This window comes from Pseudomonas sp. 2822-17, assembly GCF_002742485.1.
Lineage (GTDB): Bacteria > Pseudomonadota > Gammaproteobacteria > Pseudomonadales > Pseudomonadaceae > Aquipseudomonas > Aquipseudomonas cyclaminis.
Map to the genome: position 1 here is coordinate 126,314 of NZ_LJRZ01000350.1, position 18,555 is coordinate 144,868.

At 61.5% G+C, this 18,555-nt stretch carries 22 protein-coding genes; all 22 read left to right on the forward strand.

Going from position 1 to position 18,555, the window contains the following annotated elements; all coding sequences use genetic code 11:
- The first annotated feature begins 6 nt into the window (after positions 1–6).
- The 22 genes from fliH (at position 7) to AOA60_RS09115 (ending at position 18,542) form a co-directional block, all read left to right on the forward strand.
- The gene (fliH, locus tag AOA60_RS09010; protein ID WP_099584121.1) at positions 7–771 is read left to right on the forward strand and encodes a flagellar assembly protein FliH; all 765 of its coding nucleotides are present in this window, start codon (positions 7–9) and stop codon (positions 769–771) included.
- Entirely contained in the window at positions 761–2,119 is a 1,359-nt protein-coding gene (gene fliI / locus AOA60_RS09015) for a flagellar protein export ATPase FliI (RefSeq protein ID WP_099584122.1), read from the forward strand. Before fliH ends, fliI begins: the two co-directional genes overlap by 11 nt.
- 3 nt (positions 2,120–2,122) lie before the next feature.
- Positions 2,123–2,572, forward strand: a complete 450-nt coding sequence (fliJ, locus tag AOA60_RS09020; RefSeq protein WP_099584123.1) for a flagellar export protein FliJ — start codon at positions 2,123–2,125, stop codon at positions 2,570–2,572.
- Between the two features lie 76 nt (positions 2,573–2,648).
- Entirely contained in the window at positions 2,649–2,954 is a 306-nt protein-coding gene (locus AOA60_RS09025) for an STAS domain-containing protein (protein WP_099584124.1), read from the forward strand.
- The gene (locus tag AOA60_RS09030) at positions 2,951–4,669 is read left to right on the forward strand and encodes a fused response regulator/phosphatase (protein WP_099584125.1); all 1,719 of its coding nucleotides are present in this window, start codon (positions 2,951–2,953) and stop codon (positions 4,667–4,669) included. The genes AOA60_RS09025 and AOA60_RS09030 overlap by 4 nt, the downstream gene beginning before the upstream one ends.
- Before the next feature lie 30 nt (positions 4,670–4,699).
- On the forward strand, positions 4,700–5,047 hold the full coding sequence (locus AOA60_RS09035; RefSeq protein ID WP_099584126.1) for an Hpt domain-containing protein: 348 nt from the start codon (positions 4,700–4,702) through the stop codon (positions 5,045–5,047).
- A 128-nt stretch (positions 5,048–5,175) separates the two neighbouring features.
- Positions 5,176–6,516 carry a flagellar hook-length control protein FliK gene (locus tag AOA60_RS09040; RefSeq protein WP_099584127.1) on the forward strand — a complete coding sequence of 447 codons (1,341 nt, stop codon included), beginning with the start codon at positions 5,176–5,178 and terminating at the stop codon, positions 6,514–6,516.
- A gap of 221 nt (positions 6,517–6,737) precedes the next feature.
- The gene (gene fliL / locus AOA60_RS09045) at positions 6,738–7,238 is read left to right on the forward strand and encodes a flagellar basal body-associated protein FliL (protein WP_099584128.1); all 501 of its coding nucleotides are present in this window, start codon (positions 6,738–6,740) and stop codon (positions 7,236–7,238) included.
- 9 nt (positions 7,239–7,247) lie between these two features.
- Entirely contained in the window at positions 7,248–8,216 is a 969-nt protein-coding gene (fliM, locus tag AOA60_RS09050) for a flagellar motor switch protein FliM (protein WP_010208755.1), read from the forward strand.
- Between the two features lie 34 nt (positions 8,217–8,250).
- The gene (gene fliN / locus AOA60_RS09055) at positions 8,251–8,718 is read left to right on the forward strand and encodes a flagellar motor switch protein FliN (protein ID WP_099584129.1); all 468 of its coding nucleotides are present in this window, start codon (positions 8,251–8,253) and stop codon (positions 8,716–8,718) included.
- Between the two features lies 1 nt (position 8,719).
- Positions 8,720–9,160, forward strand: coding sequence for a flagellar biosynthetic protein FliO (gene fliO, locus AOA60_RS09060; protein ID WP_099584130.1), 441 nt, complete (start codon positions 8,720–8,722; stop codon positions 9,158–9,160).
- A complete protein-coding gene (gene fliP / locus AOA60_RS09065; protein ID WP_099584131.1) occupies positions 9,160–9,903 on the forward strand; it encodes a flagellar type III secretion system pore protein FliP in 744 nt (247 codons plus the stop codon). Before fliO ends, fliP begins: the two co-directional genes overlap by 1 nt.
- 4 nt (positions 9,904–9,907) lie before the next feature.
- Complete coding sequence (gene fliQ, locus AOA60_RS09070) at positions 9,908–10,177, forward strand: flagellar biosynthesis protein FliQ (protein WP_099584132.1); 270 nt, start codon at positions 9,908–9,910, stop codon at positions 10,175–10,177.
- Between the two features lie 4 nt (positions 10,178–10,181).
- Entirely contained in the window at positions 10,182–10,967 is a 786-nt protein-coding gene (fliR, locus tag AOA60_RS09075) for a flagellar biosynthetic protein FliR (protein WP_099584133.1), read from the forward strand.
- Positions 10,968–10,970: 3 nt separating this feature from the next.
- Positions 10,971–12,107 carry a flagellar biosynthesis protein FlhB gene (gene flhB, locus AOA60_RS09080; protein ID WP_099584134.1) on the forward strand — a complete coding sequence of 379 codons (1,137 nt, stop codon included), beginning with the start codon at positions 10,971–10,973 and terminating at the stop codon, positions 12,105–12,107.
- 123 nt (positions 12,108–12,230) lie between these two features.
- On the forward strand, positions 12,231–12,431 hold the full coding sequence (locus AOA60_RS09085) for a cold shock domain-containing protein (protein WP_099584135.1): 201 nt from the start codon (positions 12,231–12,233) through the stop codon (positions 12,429–12,431).
- Positions 12,432–12,475: 44 nt separating this feature from the next.
- A complete protein-coding gene (locus tag AOA60_RS09090; protein WP_099584136.1) occupies positions 12,476–12,679 on the forward strand; it encodes a cold-shock protein in 204 nt (67 codons plus the stop codon).
- Positions 12,680–12,861: 182 nt separating this feature from the next.
- A complete protein-coding gene (gene flhA, locus AOA60_RS09095; RefSeq protein WP_099584164.1) occupies positions 12,862–14,991 on the forward strand; it encodes a flagellar biosynthesis protein FlhA in 2,130 nt (709 codons plus the stop codon).
- Between the two features lie 12 nt (positions 14,992–15,003).
- Positions 15,004–16,320 carry a flagellar biosynthesis protein FlhF gene (flhF, locus tag AOA60_RS09100; RefSeq protein ID WP_099584137.1) on the forward strand — a complete coding sequence of 439 codons (1,317 nt, stop codon included), beginning with the start codon at positions 15,004–15,006 and terminating at the stop codon, positions 16,318–16,320.
- 106 nt (positions 16,321–16,426) lie between these two features.
- Entirely contained in the window at positions 16,427–17,260 is an 834-nt protein-coding gene (fleN, locus tag AOA60_RS09105; protein WP_003192912.1) for a flagellar synthesis regulator FleN, read from the forward strand.
- Positions 17,257–17,997 carry an RNA polymerase sigma factor FliA gene (gene fliA / locus AOA60_RS09110; protein ID WP_015885174.1) on the forward strand — a complete coding sequence of 247 codons (741 nt, stop codon included), beginning with the start codon at positions 17,257–17,259 and terminating at the stop codon, positions 17,995–17,997. The genes fleN and fliA overlap by 4 nt, the downstream gene beginning before the upstream one ends.
- Positions 17,998–18,167: 170 nt before the next feature.
- The gene (locus AOA60_RS09115; RefSeq protein WP_160385018.1) at positions 18,168–18,542 is read left to right on the forward strand and encodes a chemotaxis response regulator CheY; all 375 of its coding nucleotides are present in this window, start codon (positions 18,168–18,170) and stop codon (positions 18,540–18,542) included.
- The last annotated feature ends 13 nt before the right edge of the window (positions 18,543–18,555 follow it).

The window sequence follows — 18,555 nt, forward strand, 5'->3', positions numbered from 1 at the left end:
CCCCTGATGTCGAACAAAGATGAGGCGCCCAGCGATCTGATTCGCGCACGGGATGTCGGTGGGTTCGACATCTGGTCGTTGCCCAGTTTCGATCCGCACGTGCCGGAGCCTGAGCCGGAACCGGTTGAAGAGCTGCCGGTGGAAATGGAAGAAGTGCCGCTGGAAGAAGTCCAGCCACTGACCCTGGAAGAGTTGGAAAGCATCCGCCAGGAGGCTTACAACGAAGGCTTCGCGGCCGGTGAAAAAGACGGTTTTCGCAGCACCACCCTCAAGGTGCGCCAAGAGGCCGAAGCGGCGCTGAGCGTCCAGCTGGCCAGCCTGGAGCGCTTGATGGGCGTGTTGTTCGACCCCATCGCCGAGCAGGATTCGCAGATCGAAAAATCCATGGTCGGCCTGGTGGAACACATTGCCCGCCAGGTGATCCAGCGCGAACTGGTGCTCGATTCCAGCCATATCGAAAGCGTGATGCGCGAAGCCCTCAAGCTGCTGCCCCTGGGTGTCGGCAATGTACGGCTGTACATCAATCCGCAGGATTTCGAGCAGGTCAAAGCCCTGCGCGAGCGCCATGAAGAAACCTGGCGCATCGTCGAAGACGCAGCGCTGCAGCCCGGTGGTTGCCGGGTCGAGACCGAACACAGCCGCATCGATGCCACGGTGGAAACCCGCATCAGCCAGATCATGGCCAAGTTGCTGGATCAAGTTCACGAGCAGGTATTGAACCCCGCCGAACCTGACCTCAGCGTGGACCTGGACGCTACCGATGCGCCTTGATCGCACCAGCTTCGCCAAGCGCCTGAGCGGCTACGTCGAAGCCACTGAACTGCCCGGCCAGCCCATCCTCGAAGGGCGCTTGTTACGTATGGTCGGCCTGACCCTCGAAGCCGAGGGCCTGCGCGCTGCCATGGGCAGCCGCTGCATGGTGATCAACGACGACAGCTACCACCCGGTGCAGGTCGAAGCGGAAGTGATGGGTTTTTCCGGCAGCAAGATTTTCCTGATGCCCGTGGGTAGCCTGGCGGGCATCGCCCCCGGTGCCCGCGTGGTGCCGCTGGCCGATACGGGTCGCCTGCCCATGGGCATGAGCATGCTTGGCCGCGTGCTGGATGGCGCCGGTCGCGCACTGGACGGCAAGGGCGGCATGAAAGCCGAAGACTGGGTGCCGATGGACGGCCCCACCATCAACCCGCTCAACCGCAACCCCATCAGCGTGCCGCTGGACGTGGGCATTCGCAGCATCAACGGATTATTGACGGTCGGCCGCGGCCAGCGTCTGGGCCTGTTCGCCGGTACCGGTGTGGGTAAATCGGTGTTGCTGGGCATGATGACGCGCTTTACCGAGGCCGACATCATCGTGGTGGGGCTGATCGGCGAACGGGGCCGCGAGGTGAAGGAGTTCATCGAGCACAGCCTCGGTGAAGAAGGCCTCAAGCGCTCCGTCGTTGTCGCCTCTCCAGCCGACGATGCGCCGCTGATGCGTTTGCGCGCCGCGATGTACTGCACGCGCATCGCCGAATATTTTCGTGACAAGGGCAAGAACGTCCTGTTGCTGATGGACTCGCTCACACGTTTCGCCCAGGCCCAGCGGGAAATCGCCCTGGCCATCGGTGAACCGCCGGCGACCAAGGGTTATCCGCCGTCCGTGTTTGCCAAGCTGCCCAAGCTGGTGGAGCGCGCCGGTAACGCCGAGGCCGGTGGCGGCTCGATCACCGCGTTCTACACCGTATTGTCCGAAGGCGATGACCAGCAGGACCCCATCGCCGACTCGGCGCGGGGCGTGCTCGACGGTCACATTGTGCTGTCGCGCCGCTTGGCCGAAGAAGGGCATTACCCGGCCATCGATATCGAAGCGTCCATCAGCCGGGTCATGCCGGCGGTGGTCACGCCGGAGCATATGGTCCGTGCGCAACAGTTCAAGCAGTTGTGGTCGCGCTATCAACAGAGCCGCGACCTGATCAGCGTCGGCGCCTACGTGGCCGGTGGCGATCGCGATACCGACCTGGCGATCGCCCTGCAACCGCAGTTGGTCACCTACCTGCGCCAGGGCCTCAACGACAAGATCAGCATGGGCGAAAGCGAAGCCCATCTGCACTCCATCTTCGCGCCTGCGCCAGGCGGCTAAGCCATGGCCAACAGCCGCGCCGCGCGCCTGGCCCCGGTGGTGGACATGGCCGAAAAGGCCGAAAAAACCGCCGTGCAGCGCCTGGGTTATTTCCAGGGCCAGGTTCGCCTGGCGGAAAGCAAGCTGGGCGACCTGGAGCGCTTTCGCGGCGAGTACCAGCAACAATGGATCGAGCGCGGCACCAAGGGCGTTTCGGGCCAATGGCTGATGGGCTACCAGGGCTTTCTCAATCAACTGGAAACCGCCGTCGGCCAACAGCGCCAGAGCCTGGCCTGGCACCAGAACAACCTCGATAAAGCCCGCGAAAGTTGGCAGGAAGCGTTTGCGCGAGTCGAAGGCTTGCGCAAGCTGGTGCAGCGCTATATCGATGAGGCGCGGGCCCTCGAAGACAAGCGCGAGCAGAAGCTGCTGGATGAGTTGTCCCAGCGCATGCCGCGTAAAGATGTGTATTGATCTTGGCGAGAAGTTGCCCACAGCCCCATCACCTGCTACACCTTGTGCATATCGCCAATGACAAGGAAGCCGTCGTATGTCAGTCGAGTCAGAAGTATCCCTGGATGGGAAGAAGTTGACGATTGCAATCAAGGGCCGGTTTGATTTCGGCAGTCATCATGACTTTCGTGAGTCCTACGAGCGTTTCTACAAGGTGCCTAAGTCCTATGTGGTCGACCTGAAAGACACCACGTATATGGACAGTTCGGCCCTGGGCATGCTCCTGCTGCTGCGCGATCACGCGGGTGGGGACGATGCGCAAGTCGAGGTGATCAACAGCAACTCCGACGTGCGCAAGATCCTCGCCATCTCCAACTTCGACAAGCTGTTCGACATCAATTGAGCGCCCTGGCCCCTGCGGTTGAGCCGCTGACGATCTTGATCGCCGATGACAATGCGACCGATCTTCTGCTGCTGTCGACCATTGTGCGGCGCCAGGGGCATCAGGTGCTTACCGCCACCAACGGCGAAGAAGCTGTCGAGCTCTTTGCCCGCGAGCGTCCGCAACTGGTGCTGATGGATGCCTTGATGCCGGTGATGGATGGCTACGGCGCCGCGCGGTGGATCAAGCAACTGGCGGGGGAGGAATTGGTCCCCATCATCTTCCTCACCTCCCTGCGCGATAGCGCCGCCCTGGCCGATTGCCTGGATGCCGGCGGTGATGACTTCCTGCCCAAGCCCTATAACCAACTGATCCTGGCGGCCAAGATCAACGCGATGGACCGCCTGCGCCGCCTGCAAGCCACGGTGTTGCAACAGCGTGACCTGATCGCCAGGCACCATGACTATCTGCTGCATGAGCAGCGGGTGGCCAAGGCGGTGTTCGACAAGGTCGCCCACTCCGGCTGCATCAACGCCGCCCCGAACATCCGCTACCTGCAATCGCCCTATGCGCTGTTCAATGGCGACCTGCTGCTGGCGGCCTACACGCCGTCGGGCGACATGCACGTGCTGCTCGGCGATTTCACTGGCCACGGCCTGCCGGCGGCAGTGGGCGCCATGCCCCTGGCGGAAGTGTTCTACGGCATGACCGCCAAGGGGTATGGCCTGTCTCAGATCCTGCGGGAGATGAATGCCAAGCTCAAGCGCATCCTGCCGGTGGACATGTTCTGCTGCGCCACGCTGTTGTGCCTGAGCACCGAGCGGCGTGCGCTGGAGGTGTGGAACGGCGGTATGCCCGACGGTTATGTGCATGACGTCGCCAGCGGCAAGCGCACGCCGCTGCAATCGCGGCATTTGCCGTTGGGGGTGCTGTCGGCGCAAGCCTTTGATGACCGCACCGAGGTGTGGCCCATGGCCTTGGGCGACCGGGTGTTTTTGCTGTCCGACGGCGTGCTGGATACCGCCGATGCCCACGATCAACTGTTCGGTGCCGAGCGTTTGCAGCAGGTCTTCGCGGCCAATCGCGAGCCTAATCGCCTGTTCGAGGATATCGAAGAGGCCCTGGCGGCGTTTCGCGGTGAGGCGCGGGATGACGTGAGCATGGTGGAAATCACCCTGCGGGCCGGCCAGTCACTGCGTGCCACCGGCCCGTTGTATGCCGACAGTGGCCAATCGTGCCCGCTGGATTGGTCGGTCAGCTTCGAATTCCGTGCCGAGACCCTCAAGCGCTACAACCCTTTGCCTTATCTGCTGCAACTGCTGCTGGAAATCCACGGCCTGCGCGAGCAGAGCGGGGCGCTCTACAGCGTGATGGCCGAGTTGTATTCCAATGCCCTGGAGCACGGCGTGCTCGGGCTGGACTCGCGGCTCAAGTGCGATGCCCAGGGTTTCGCCGAATATTATCGCCAGCGCAACGAGCGTCTGGCGCAGTTGAACAGCGGTTACGTGCGGGTACATGTGCAAGTGGTACCCACCCCGATGGGCGGCAAAATGACCCTGCGCCTGGAAGACAGCGGGCCGGGCTTCGACGTGGAACGGGTACTGGCGCGGCCGCTGGACGTGGACCGTCTGTCTGGTCGGGGCCTGAGCCTGGTGCGCCAGCTGAGTAGCGAGGTACGCTGGTCCGACGGTGGGCGCAGTGTCTGCGTGGAGTTTTGCTGGGGGGCTCTGGCATAATCCGCCGATTCTTGATCAGGGAGCGAGCAAGTGGCAGAGATTCATATGGACCCGGATGTGTTGTCGGGTTTGCAGGAGGTGATGGAAGGCGACTATCCCAAGCTGCTTGAAACCTTTCTGGACGACTCCCGCAAACGCGTCGAGGCGCTGCGCCAGGCGCGGGATGATGCCAAGGCGCTGGGGCAGATTGCGCACAGTTTCAAGGGCAGCAGTGGCAACCTTGGGGCGGTGCGTTTGGCGCAGTTGTGTCAGTTGCTGGAGGCTGAGTCTGTTGAGGCTGCTTCGGACCTGGGGGGCTTGGTGGATCAGATTGATCGGGAGTTTGAGTTGGTTCGGCCGTTGTATGAGCATGAGCGGGAGCGGTTTGCCGGGGTTTGATCGAGCGTGCCATTGGCCAGGCACCGGCTATGCACCCGTTGCACAGCGCATCCCGCAAACCTGGCCCAACTCTTGCTATATCTCCTGATACTGCATCCCCGATCCCCATGCAGTGGAGACCTTTACTTATGCCAGTCGCCCCTAATTCGCTTCTTCAGGCTGCTCCTGCGGCCAAGCCGCAAGCGCCTGCCGCTAATGCACTGGTCACGGCCGCGGACCCACGGGACAAGGGCCCTGGCTTCGCTCAAGTGTTCGCCAACCAAGGCACGAAAGCCCCGGTCAAGGCCGACGACAACTCGGTCAAACCAGCGCGGGACAAGCCTGCCGATGCCGCCGCCAAACCGGCGACCGGCAGCGACAAGCCTGCCGCCAGTACGCCCGCCGTTGCCGATAGCGGCAATACCTTGCCTGCCAAGCCGCCAGTCGCGTCCGACGACAGCGCCAGCGCGGATGAGGAGGCGCCGGCTGACCCGACGCTGGTGGTGCAACAGCCCGCCGTTGATCCGGTTGTCGACCCGGCGTTGATTGCCGCTGTCACCCCGGTGGCCGTGCCCGTTCCGGTGGCAGTCCCGGCCCCTGTCGCTGACGCAGCCGACACCAAGGCTCAGCCCGTGAGCGCAGCGCCAATTGCGGCGAGCGAAGAAGCCAAGCCGGTGTTCGACCCCGAGGCCGATCCCCTGGATGCCTTGCCGACCCTGCGCCTGGCGATGGAGCAGGGCGGGCATGTGTCGGCCAGCAGCCAGGCGCAGGCCAAGACTGCGCCGACGACCACCCAGGACCAGCCAACCGCCGCGCAGAACTTTGCCGCCGGGCTGGCCACGATGGTCGACGAGCAAGCCACCAAAGACAGCACTGACCAAGGCGGCGACAAGGCCTTCAGCGGCTTGATCGAAGGCGGCCTCAAGGATCTGAAAAACGCCAGCAGCGACACCCGTGTCGATGACTTCGCCAATCGCTTGGCGGCGCTGACCCAGGCGGCCACGCCGAGAACGGCCAACGCCTTGCCGCCGACGACGAATGCGCCACTGGCCATGCACCAGAGCGGCTGGACTGACGAGATCGTCAATCGGGTGATGTACCTGTCCAGCGCCAACCTCAAGTCGGCGGAGATCCAGTTGCAGCCGGCTGAACTCGGTCGCCTGGATATCAAGGTCAACATGACCGCCGATCAGCAGGCCCAGGTCAATTTCATGAGTGCTCATCCGGTGGTGCGTGAGGCGCTGGAAAGCCAGTCGGGCCGCCTGCGGGAGATGTTTGCGCAACAGGGCATGGGGCAGGTGGACGTCAATGTGTCCGACCAGTCCCGTGGTCAGGAGCAGCAGCAACAGCAGGCCCAGACCGGTGGCGTGAGTCGCGCTGGGCGCGGTGGCGACAGCGGTGACAGCGGCAGCCACCTTGATGTGGCTGAAGCGGTTGCGCCCGTGACGTCTACGGTGGTCGGCTCCAGCGCCGTCGATTACTACGCCTGACCTGAGCCTGGCATGGGTCAAAATGTGGGAGGGTGCTTGCCCCCGATAGCGGTGTGTCAGTCAACTGATGTATGAACTGAAACACCTCATCGGGGGCAAGCCCCCTCCCACATTTGTTTTGTGGTGCCCTTCATCCCCGCTTGCCCGGACAACTCTGGCATAACACTTGCTCTTGCCTTTCCGTAGATCTATGAATCCCCGAATAGTGACGGATTATTGGCATGGCGAAGAGCGAAGACGCAGCAAAAGCACCCGCAGGCAAAGGCAAGCTCAAGCTTATCCTGATGATAGTCGTGGGCCTGCTCCTGGCCATCGGCGCCTCCGTGGGCGGCACCTGGTACATCATGCACAGCAGTGCAAGCAAACCGGCACCCGCCGCTGAAACCGCCAGTAACGTCAAGCAACCGGCAATCTTCGAGCCGATGCTTCCGGCCTTTGTCGCCAACTTCAATCAGAACGGTCGTCAGCGCTACCTCCAGGTGAGCATCACCTTGCTGGCGCGAGACAAAGGCGACCTCGAATCCCTCAAAGTGCATATGCCGGTGATCCGCAACAACCTGGTGATGCTGTTCTCCGGGCAGAGCTTCGACACCCTGGCCACCCCGGTGGGCCAGGAAATGCTGCGCCAGAAGGTCACTGCCAGCGTGCAGGAAGTGGCCCAGAAAGAGCTCGGCAAAGTCGTGGTCGAGCAGGCGCTCTTCACTAACTTCGTATTGCAGTAGGATCACGACATGGCCGTGCAAGACCTGCTGTCCCAGGATGAAATCGACGCGCTGTTGCATGGCGTCGACGATGGTCTGGTACAGACCGAAATGGCTGCCGAGCCCGGCAGCGTCAAAAGTTATGACCTGACCAGCCAGGATCGCATCGTCCGTGGACGCATGCCGACGCTGGAGATGATCAACGAACGTTTCGCCCGTTACACCCGGATCAGCATGTTCAACATGCTGCGCCGCTCGGCGGACGTGGCGGTGGGCGGCGTGCAGGTGATGAAGTTCGGCGAGTACGTGCACTCGCTGTACGTGCCGACCAGCCTCAACCTGGTCAAGATCAAGCCGTTGCGCGGCACCGCGCTGTTCATCCTCGACGCCAAACTGGTGTTCAAGCTGGTGGACAACTTCTTCGGCGGTGACGGCCGTCACGCCAAGATCGAAGGCCGCGAATTCACCCCCACCGAGTTGCGTGTCGTACGCATGGTGCTGGAGCAGGCCTTCATCGACTTGAAGGAAGCCTGGCAGGCCATCATGGAAGTCAATTTCGAGTACATCAACTCGGAAGTAAACCCGGCCATGGCCAACATCGTCGGGCCGAGCGAGGCCATTGTGGTGTCCACGTTCCACATCGAACTCGATGGCGGCGGCGGCGACCTGCACGTGACCATGCCGTACTCGATGATCGAGCCGGTGCGCGAGATGCTCGACGCCGGTTTCCAGTCCGACCTGGACGACCAGGACGAACGTTGGGTCAAGGCTCTGCGCGAAGACCTGCTGGACGTCGACGTGCCCTTGAGCGCCACCGTGGCCCGTCGCCAACTGCGCTTGCGGGATATTTTGCACATGCAGCCGGGGGACATCATCCCCGTCGAGTTGCCGGAAGAAATGATCATGCGCGCCAACGGCGTGCCGTCGTTCAAGGTCAAGCTGGGTTCCCACAAGGGCAACCTGGCTCTTCAAGTGGTCGAGCCGATCAATCGTCGCTGATCAACACTCATTTTTGCTTCGCCGAGGACATGCAATGGCTACCGAACACGAAAACACTTCCGCCGAAGACCAGGCCCTGGCTGACGAATGGGCTGCGGCCCTGGAAGAAACCGGCGATGTGGGCCAGGACGACATCGACGCCTTGCTGGCCGCCGATGCCGCCACTGCACCCGCAGGAAACCGCATGCAAATGGAAGAATTCGGCAGCGTGCCGAAGAACAACGACCCGGTGACCCTTGATGGGCCGAACCTGGACGTGATCCTCGACATCCCGGTGTCGATTTCCATGGAAGTGGGCAGCACCGACATCAATATCCGCAACCTGCTGCAGCTCAACCAGGGCTCGGTGATCGAGTTGGATCGCCTGGCCGGTGAGCCATTGGACGTGCTGGTCAACGGCACCCTGATTGCCCACGGTGAAGTGGTGGTGGTCAACGAGAAGTTCGGCATCCGCCTGACGGACGTGATCAGCCCGAGCGAACGCATCAAGAAGTTGCGCTGATATGAAGCGGCTGATGGTGGGACTCGGGGTCGCGCTGCCATTGAGCGCCTGGGCGGCAGAACCGGTGGCTCAGGCGGCCGTCGCTGCGGCGCCGGTCGGCAGCGGCCTCGGTGGCCAGTTGACCCAGCTGGTGCTGGGGCTGTTGCTGGTGGTGGGCCTGATCTTTGTGCTGGCCTGGCTGTTGCGCCGCGTGCAGCAGGTCGGTCCGGGCAACGCGCAGGTGATCGAGATGATCGGCTCCCGCGCCCTCGGCCCGCGTGATCGGCTGGTGCTGGTGCAAGTGGGTGAAGAACAGATCCTGTTGGGCCTGACCCCTGGCCGCATCACCCCGCTGCATGTGCTCAAGACCCCGGTGAACGTGGACCAGTCCAAGCCCGCCACGCCCGAATTTGCTCAGCGCCTGATGGAATTGCTGGGCAAGGATCAGAAGGATACGAAGTAATGCGCGTTTTATTGACGCTCATGCTGTTGCTGGCTGCGCCGTTGGCGATGGCCGCCGACCCGTTGTCGATCCCGGCGATCACGCTGGGTACCAACGCGTCCGGGGCCCAGGAATATTCGGTCAGCCTGCAGATCCTGCTGATCATGACCGCGCTGAGCTTTATCCCGGCGTTTGTGATGCTGATGACCAGCTTCACACGGATCATCATCGTGTTCTCGATCCTGCGTCAGGCCCTTGGCTTGCAGCAGACGCCGTCGAACCAGATTCTCACCGGCATGGCGTTATTCCTGACCATGTTCATCATGGCGCCGGTGTTCGACAAGGTGAACCAGCAAGCCCTGCAGCCCTATCTGGCGGAAACCATTACCGCTCAGGTGGCGATTGACCGGGCCCAGGTGCCGATCAAGGATTTCATGCTGTCGCAGACCCGCTCCAGCGACCTGGAGCTGTTCATGCGCCTGTCCAAGCGCACTGACATCGCCACGCCGGATCAGGCGCCGCTGACGATCCTGGTGCCGGCCTTCGTGACGTCTGAGTTGAAGACTGCGTTCCAGATCGGCTTCATGATCTTTATCCCGTTCCTGATCATCGACCTGGTGGTGGCGAGCGTGCTGATGGCCATGGGTATGATGATGCTGTCGCCGCTGATCATCTCGTTGCCGTTCAAGATCATGCTGTTTGTGCTGGTGGACGGCTGGGCGCTGATTATCGGCACCCTGGCCGGCAGCTTCGGCGGGGTATAGGTCGATGACTCCAGAAGTTGCCGTCGACCTGTTCCGTGAAGCGCTGTGGCTGACCACCGTCATGGTCGCCGTGCTGGTGGTGCCGAGCCTGTTGGTGGGCCTGCTGGTGGCGATGTTCCAGGCCGCCACGCAGATCAACGAACAGACCCTGAGCTTCCTGCCGCGCTTGCTGGTGATGCTGGTCACCCTGATCGTCGCCGGCCCGTGGCTGGTGCAAACCTTTATGGAATACATCCTGCAGCTGTACGGCAGTATTCCGCACTTGATCGGCTGATCGGGTGAACTCCCTGCTGGCATTGACCGACACCCAGATCAGCACCTGGGTGGCTTCGTTCATCCTGCCGTTGTTCCGCGTGACGGCCATGTTGATGGCCATGCCGGTGTTCGGCACGACCCTGGTGCCGCGCCGGGTGCGCCTGTATTTCGCCGTGGCGATCACGGTGGTGCTGGTGCCGGGCTTGCCGCCCATGCCGCCGGTGAACGCCCTGGACCTGAGTGCCCTGATGCTGATCGCCGAACAAGTCCTGATCGGCGCCATGCTGGGCTTCTCCCTGCAACTGTTCTTCCAGGCGTTTGTGATTGCCGGGCAAATCATCTCGATCCAGATGGGCATGGGCTTCGCTTCCATGGTCGACCCCACCAACGGCGTGTCGGCGGCGGTGATCGGGCAATTCCTGACGATGCTGGTGACCTTGCTGTTCCTGGCCATGAACGGGCACCTGGTGGCGTTCGAGGTGCTGACCGAAAGCTTCACCACCTTGCCGGTGGGGTCCGGATTGGTCGTCAATCACTTCTGGGAAACGGTCGGGCGCCTCGGTTGGGTGCTGGGCGCGTCGCTGTTGCTGGTGCTGCCGGCGATCACTGCGTTGCTGGTGGTCAACATCGCGTTTGGCGTGATGACCCGTGCGGCGCCGCAGTTGAACATCTTTTCGATTGGTTTCCCGTTGACCCTGGTATTGGGCATGGGGATTTTCTGGGTCGGCCTGGCCGACATTCTCAATCAGTATCAACCGCTGGCGACCGACGCCTTGCAGTTCTTACGTGATCTGGCACGGGCGCGCTGAGCCATGGCCGAGAGCGAGAGTGGTCAGGACAAAACAGAAGACCCCACGGAGAAACGTAAAAAGGACTCCAGGGAAAAGGGCGAGATTGCGCGCTCCAAAGAACTCAATACCGTCGCCACCATGATGGCCGGTGCCGGCGCCCTGCTGATCTACGGCGGTGGCCTGGCGCTGGATCTGCTGGAGTTGATGAAGCACAACTTCACCTTGCCCCGCGAAGTGTTGCTCAATCCTGATGCCATGGGGCAATACCTGCTGCACTCGGGCAAGATCGCGATCCTGGCGGTGCAGCCGATCCTGATCACTTTGCTGCTGGCTGCGTTGATCGGCCCGGTCGCCCTCGGCGGTTGGCTGTTCGCCGCGGGCAGCATGGCGCCCAAATTCAGCCGCATGAACCCGGCGGCGGGCCTCAAGCGCATGTTCTCTGCCAAGGCCCTGGTGGAGCTGCTCAAGGCCCTGGCCAAGTTCATCCTGATTCTGTTTGTAGCGCTGATGGTATTGTCGTCCGACATCGACGACCTGCTGCGCATCGCCCATGAACCGCTGGAGTCGGCGATCATCCACAGCGTGCAGGTGGTCGGCTGGAGCGCGCTGTGGATGGCCGCCGGGCTGATCATCATTGCGGCCGTGGATGCGCCGATCCAGCTGTGGGAAAGCCACAAGAAACTGCTGATGACCAAGCAGGAAGTGCGCGACGAACACAAGGACCAGGAAGGCCGGCCCGAGGTCAAGCAACGCATCCGCCAACTGCAGCGGGAAATGTCCCAGCGCAAGATGATGGGCGCGGTGCCCGACGCCGATGTGGTCATCACCAACCCGACGCACTACGCCGTGGCCCTCAAGTACGACCCGGAGAAGGGCGGCGCGCCGATGCTGCTGGCCAAGGGCAGCGACTTCACGGCCTTGAAAATCCGCGAAATCGCCGTCGCCAACGACATCCTGTTGCTCGAATCCCCGGAACTGGCGCGGTCGATCTTCTACTCCACCGACCTCGACCAGGAAATCCCTGCCGGGTTGTACCTGGCGGTGGCCCAAGTACTGGCGTATGTCTATCAGATTCGCCAGTACCGCGCAGGGAAGGGCAAACGCCCGGATCCGCTCAAAGACCTGCCGATCCCTCCGGAATTGCGGCGCGATTCCTGATTTATTCGACTACCACCGATCGACAATCTCCGTCTACCTGTCAACTTTGACAGTAGCCAGCATCACCTTCTCGCTGTTTTATAGCCTTCAGGCACTGCGCAATAAGATGCAGGAAGTGAGGTGATGCAGTTGTTTACAGGCAGAGTCAAATCTTATGACCCGCAGACCGGTAGAGGCTCAATTGCGCCGGATGGTGGTGGGGATGAGGTGTCAGTAGATCTGCGCAGCTCGGATGGCCGCAGGCTTTCGCAGGGCCAGAATGTGTCGTTTCGGATGATTCATCGGCCCGATGGCATCTATGCATGCGACATCAAACTGATCTGACGAAACCGGTGCAGGTCCTTAATTGAAGTGTAAGGAGAACGGCGATGGCGACGGGTACGGTGAAGTGGTTCAACGCGGAGAAGGGCTTTGGTTTTATTACCCCCGATGACAAGAGTGCTGACTTGTTTGTCCACTATTCGGCAATCACTGGGGAGGGGTTCAAGACCCTTGAAGAAGGCCAAAAAGTAGAATTCGAGGTGTCACAAGGACAAAAAGGCCCGCAGGCCGCAAATATAAAGCCTGTTTAAAGGCTCGAATGTGGGAGCGGGCTTGCCGCCTCCCACATTTGGATTTCTTGCATCCGCGATATTTCGGGCGTCTGTAGCGATCCACACCCTCAAAGGCAAAGTTGGAAGGCTTCTTGCAATACCGCCTTCAGGACGCCTCCCGGCGTCAAAAGTTTGCTTCAAGGAAACGAGGAATACCGGTGGTGGATCGCTCTCAAATGCTCGGCACGGCCCGTACGACCCTGACTGACCTCTCGCGAGGCAATCTGGGTGTGCCGTTGTTGTTGCTGGTGATGCTGGCAATGATGATGTTGCCGATGCCACCGTTCCTGCTGGACGTGTTCTTCACTTTCAACATTGCCCTCTCCGTCGTGGTCCTGCTGGTCTGCGTGTACGCCTTGCGGCCGCTGGATTTTGCGGTGTTCCCGACGATCCTGCTGGTGGCAACCCTGCTGCGACTGGCGCTGAACGTGGCCTCCACCCGCGTGGTGATGCTCCACGGCCAGGACGGCCACGCCGCCGCCGGTAAGGTGATCCAGGCGTTCGGTGAGGTGGTGATCGGCGGTAACTACGTGGTCGGTATCGTGGTCTTCGCGATCTTGATGATCATCAACTTCGTGGTGGTGACCAAGGGCGCCGGGCGGATCTCCGAGGTGAGCGCGCGCTTTACCCTCGATGCCATGCCCGGCAAACAGATGGCCATCGACGCCGACCTCAACGCCGGCCTGATCGACCAGAACCAGGCCAAGAGCCGCCGCCTGGAAGTGGCTCAGGAGGCCGAGTTCTATGGTTCCATGGACGGTGCCAGCAAATTCGTGCGCGGTGACGCCATCGCCGGCCTGTTGATTCTGTTCATCAACCTGATTGGCGGTATCGCCGTCGGTATCTTCCAGCACGGCATGACCTTCGGCGATGCGGGCAAGGTGTACGCCTTGCTGACCATCGGTGACGGTTTAGTGGCGCAATTGCCATCACTGTTGTTATCTACAGCTGCGGCCATCATGGTGACCCGTGCGTCGGGCTCCGAAGACATGGGCAAGCAGATCAGCCGGCAGATGTTTGCCTCGCCGAAGGCCCTGGCCGTGGCGGCGGGCATCATGGCGATCATGGGCATCGTGCCGGGCATGCCCCACGTCTCGTTCCTCAGCATGGCGGCCCTGGCCGGCGGTGGCGCGTACCTGTTCTGGAAGAAGCAGAACCAGGTCAAAGTGATTGCCCAACAGGAGATCGCCCGTCAGCAGGAACTGTTGCCATCCCCGGCCCGCGCCCAGGAAACCAAGGAGTTGGGCTGGGACGACGTGACCCCGATCGACATGATCGGCCTGGAAGTCGGCTACCGTCTGATTCCGCTGGTGGACCGCAACCAGGGCGGCCAATTGCTCGCGCGGATCAAGGGGGTGCGCAAGAAGTTGTCGCAGGACCTGGGCTTCCTGATGCCCACTGTGCACATCCGCGACAACCTCGACCTGGCCCCGAGCGCCTACCGCCTGACCCTGATGGGCGTGATCCTGGCCGAAGCCGAGATCTACCCGGACCGCGAGTTGGCGATCAACCCCGGCCAGGTGTTCGGCAGCCTCAACGGCATTACCGCCAAAGATCCGGCTTTTGGCCTGGAAGCGGTGTGGATCGAAATCAGCCAGCGCAGCCAGGCGCAATCCCTGGGCTACACCGTGGTCGACGCCAGCACCGTGGTTGCGACCCACCTCAACCAGATTTTGTACAAGCACTCCCACGAGCTGATCGGCCACGAGGAAGTCCAGCAATTGATCGGCTTGCTGGGCAAAGCCTCGCCAAAACTGGCAGAAGAGCTGGTGCCGGGCGTGCTGTCGCTGTCGCAATTGCTCAAGGTGCTGCAGGCGTTGCTGGCCGAACAGGTGCCGGTACGCGACATTCGCAGCATTGCCGAGGCCATCGCCAACAACGCCGCCAAGAGTCAAGATACTGCCGCGCTGGTGGCTGCGGTGCGTGTCGGATTGTCCCGCGCAATCGTGCAAAGCATTGTAGGGCTTGACTCCGAGCTGCCTGTGATCACCTTGGAACCAAGGTTGGAACAAATATTGCTCAATAGTATTCAGAAGGCAGGACAAGGCCAGGAAGAGGGCGTTCTGCTGGAGCCAAGCATGGCTGAAAAGCTGCAGCGCTCGTTGATCGACGCCGCGCAGCGCCAGGAAATGCAGGGCCAACCGGTGATTCTGCTGGTGGCAGGCCCGGTCCGCGCGATGTTGTCGCGTTTTGGACGCCTGGCAGTACCGAATTTGCACGTTTTGGCTTATCAGGAAATTCCTGACAACAAGCAAGTGACTATCGTCGCGACAGTAGGGCCCAACGGCTGAGGGTAGTGGGTTATGCAAGTGAAGCGTTTTTTCGCCGCCGATATGCGTCAGGCCATGAAACTGGTCCGTGATGAGCTGGGCGCCGACGCCGCGATTATCGGCAACCGTCGTATTGCCGGTGGTGTCGAGCTGACGGCTGCCCTGGATTACACCCCCTCGGCACTGGCGCCCCGTGTGCCGAACATGGAGCTCGAAGACGAGCTGCGCAAGACCGCCTCGCGCATCGTCTCGGCCCAGGCTGAACTGAGCATGCGTGGCGACAGCGATACCACCACCAATCGCCAGTTGTTCGCCGGCCTGCCGCTGACCGCTGCCGAGCCCCTGGTTGAGCCGACCTTCGTCGAGCCGCCGCGTCCTGCCGCGCCAGCCCCGGCCGCGGCTGTCGACCAGCGTGTGTTCGACTCGATGCGCTTTGAACTCAACGGCCTGCGCGAACTGCTCGAAGTGCAGCTCGGCTCACTGGCCTGGACGCAACTGCAAGGCAGCAAACCGCAACAGGCCAACCTATGGCGCCGCCTGCAACGCATCGGCTTGTCCGGCCCGTTGTCCCGCGACCTGCTGGCCCTGACCACCGAAATCGAAGAACCACGCCAGGCCTGGCGCATGTTGCTGGCCCACTTGGCGCGGATGATCACTACCCCGGAAATCGAACCCCTGGAAGAGGGCGGTATCATTGCCATGGTCGGCCCTGCCGGCATGGGCAAGACCACCACCCTGGCCAAGCTGGCAGCGCGTTATGTGCTCAAGTACGGCGCGAACAACATCGCGCTGGTGAGCATGGACAGCTACCGCATCGGCGCCCAGGAGCAACTCAAGACGTTGGGCCGCATCCTCAATGTGCCGGTGACCCACGTCGACCCGGGCCAATCCCTGGCCAACGCCCTCGACCCGCTGCTGCGCAAGCGCGTGGTGCTGATCGACACCGCTGGCCTGCAAGCCAGCGACCCGGCGTTGCGCATGCAGCTGGAAAGCCTGGCCGGGCGTGGCATCAAGTCGAAAAATTACCTGGTGCTTGCAACCACCAGCCAGAAACAGGTTCTTACCGCTGCGTACCATAGCTACAAGCGCTGCGGCCTGGCCGGTTGCATCCTGACCAAACTGGATGAAACCGCCAGTCTGGGCGAAGTGTTGAGCCTGGCTATCAGCCATGAACTACCGGTTGCCTACCTGACCGACGGGCCGCGGATCCCGGATGATCTGCATCTGCCGCGCCGTCATCAGTTGGTCAGCCGCGCCGTCAGCGTGCAAATGCAAGAAGAGCCTAGCGAGGAAGCGATGGCCGATATGTTCGCCGACCTCTACCACAACCCGGCAAAACGGGTCGGTTGAAGTCAGGATGAACACCGTGAAATGTACCTACATCGATGGTCTGCAAGCGATTCACGCGGCCAAGCCATGTAGCCTGCGTCTAAGCAAGACAAGGTAAAGAAATAAAATGGGCAGCATGCATCCCGTACAGGTGATCGCGGTGACCGGCGGCAAAGGTGGCGTCGGGAAAACTAACGTGTCAGTGAATTTGTCCCTGGCCCTGGCAGAGCTTGGCCGTCGCGTCATGCTGCTGGACGCTGACCTGGGGTTGGCGAACGTCGACGTTCTGCTGGGACTGACGCCCAAACATACCCTTGCCGATGTGATCGAAGGGCGCTGCGAGCTGCGCGATGTGCTGCTCCAGGGCCCCGGTGGGATCCGCATCGTGCCGGCCGCCTCCGGCACCCAGAGCATGGTGCACCTGAGCCCGGCGCAACATGCCGGCCTGATCCAGGCATTCAGTGATATCGGCGACAACCTCGACGTGCTGGTGATCGACACCGCCGCCGGGATCGGCGAGTCCGTGGTCAGCTTCGTGCGCGCCGCGCAGGAAGTGTTGCTGGTGGTCTGCGATGAACCCACCTCGATCACCGACGCCTACGCCCTGATCAAACTGCTTAACCGTGACTACGGCATGAACCGCTTCCGCGTCCTGGCCAACATGGCCCAGAGCCCGCAGGAAGGGCGCAACCTGTTCGCCAAGTTGACCAAGGTCACGGATCGCTTTCTCGATGTCGCCTTACAATACGTCGGCGCAGTTCCCTACGACGAGTGTGTGCGCAAGGCTGTGCAAAAGCAGCGTGCGGTCTACGAAGCGTTCCCTCGTTCCAAATGCGCACTGGCGTTCAAGGCTATTGCCCAGAAGGTCGATACCTGGCCGTTGCCCGCCAACCCACGGGGGCATCTGGAGTTTTTCGTCGAGCGATTGGTACATCAGACGAGCGCAGGACCGGTGCTATGACAGCGAACGGCTACAACGCCTACAAGAAGTCTGCCCGTGACAGTCAGGGTGAGTTGATTGAGCGCTATGCGCCGCTGGTCAAGCGTATCGCCTATCACCTGTTGGCACGCCTGCCTGCCAGCGTGCAGGTCGAAGACCTGATCCAGGCCGGCATGATCGGCTTGCTCGAAGTGTCGACCAAATACGACGCCAGCAAAGGCGCGAGTTTCGAGACGTATGCGGGCATCCGCATCCGTGGCGCGATGCTCGATGAGGTGCGTAAAGGCGATTGGGCACCGCGTTCGGTGCACCGCAATACGCGCATGGTCAGTGACGCAATTCGTGCAATTGAAGCAAAAACCGGCCGCGACGCTAAAGATCACGAAGTTGCGGCCGAACTCCAATTGAGTCTCGACGATTACTACGGGATTTTGAACGATACCTTGGGCAGCCGCCTGTTCAGTTTCGACGACCTGTTGCAGGACGGCGAACACGAAGGGTTGCACGAGGACGGCGCGAGCGCGCACATGGAGCCGTCACGTGACCTGGAGGATGAACGCTTCCAGGGCGCATTGGCGGACGCCATTGCCAACTTGCCCGAGCGCGAGCGGTTAGTGTTGGCGCTGTACTACGACGAAGAGCTGAACCTCAAGGAAATCGGTGAGGTCCTGGGGGTCAGCGAATCGCGTGTCAGCCAGTTGCACAGCCAATGCGCAGCCCGCTTGCGGGGGCGTTTGGGAGAGTGGCGAGCGCGCTGACAGGCAGTGTGGGGAGCACTGCAAAGCGATACCGCGATGGTGATAGGCCATCGCGGGTTCGATCCGTGGTGCCCCCGGCAGTCCTTTTTGTGTAATGCCTGTTGATTGAAATGGCGCGTCCAGGTGCTGGGCGCGTTTAAGACTGCTTGGAGGTCGAATTGGACAAGAACATGAAAATCCTCATCGTTGATGACTTCTCAACGATGCGGCGGATCATAAAAAACCTGTTGCGTGACCTTGGGTTCACAAACACGGTCGAGGCGGATGACGGCCTTACGGCGATTCCGATCCTCAACAGCGGGAGCATCGACTTTCTGGTAACGGACTGGAACATGCCGGGCATGACGGGCATCGACTTGTTGCGCCACGTGCGCGCCGACGAAAAATTGCGCAGTCTTCCCGTGTTGATGGTAACCGCCGAAGCCAAGCGTGAGCAGATCATCGAAGCCGCCCAAGCCGGGGTCAACGGTTACGTGGTCAAGCCATTCACTGCACAGGCCTTGAAAGAGAAGATCGAAAAGATCTTTGAACGCATCCACGGCTAATGCCATCGCGGGG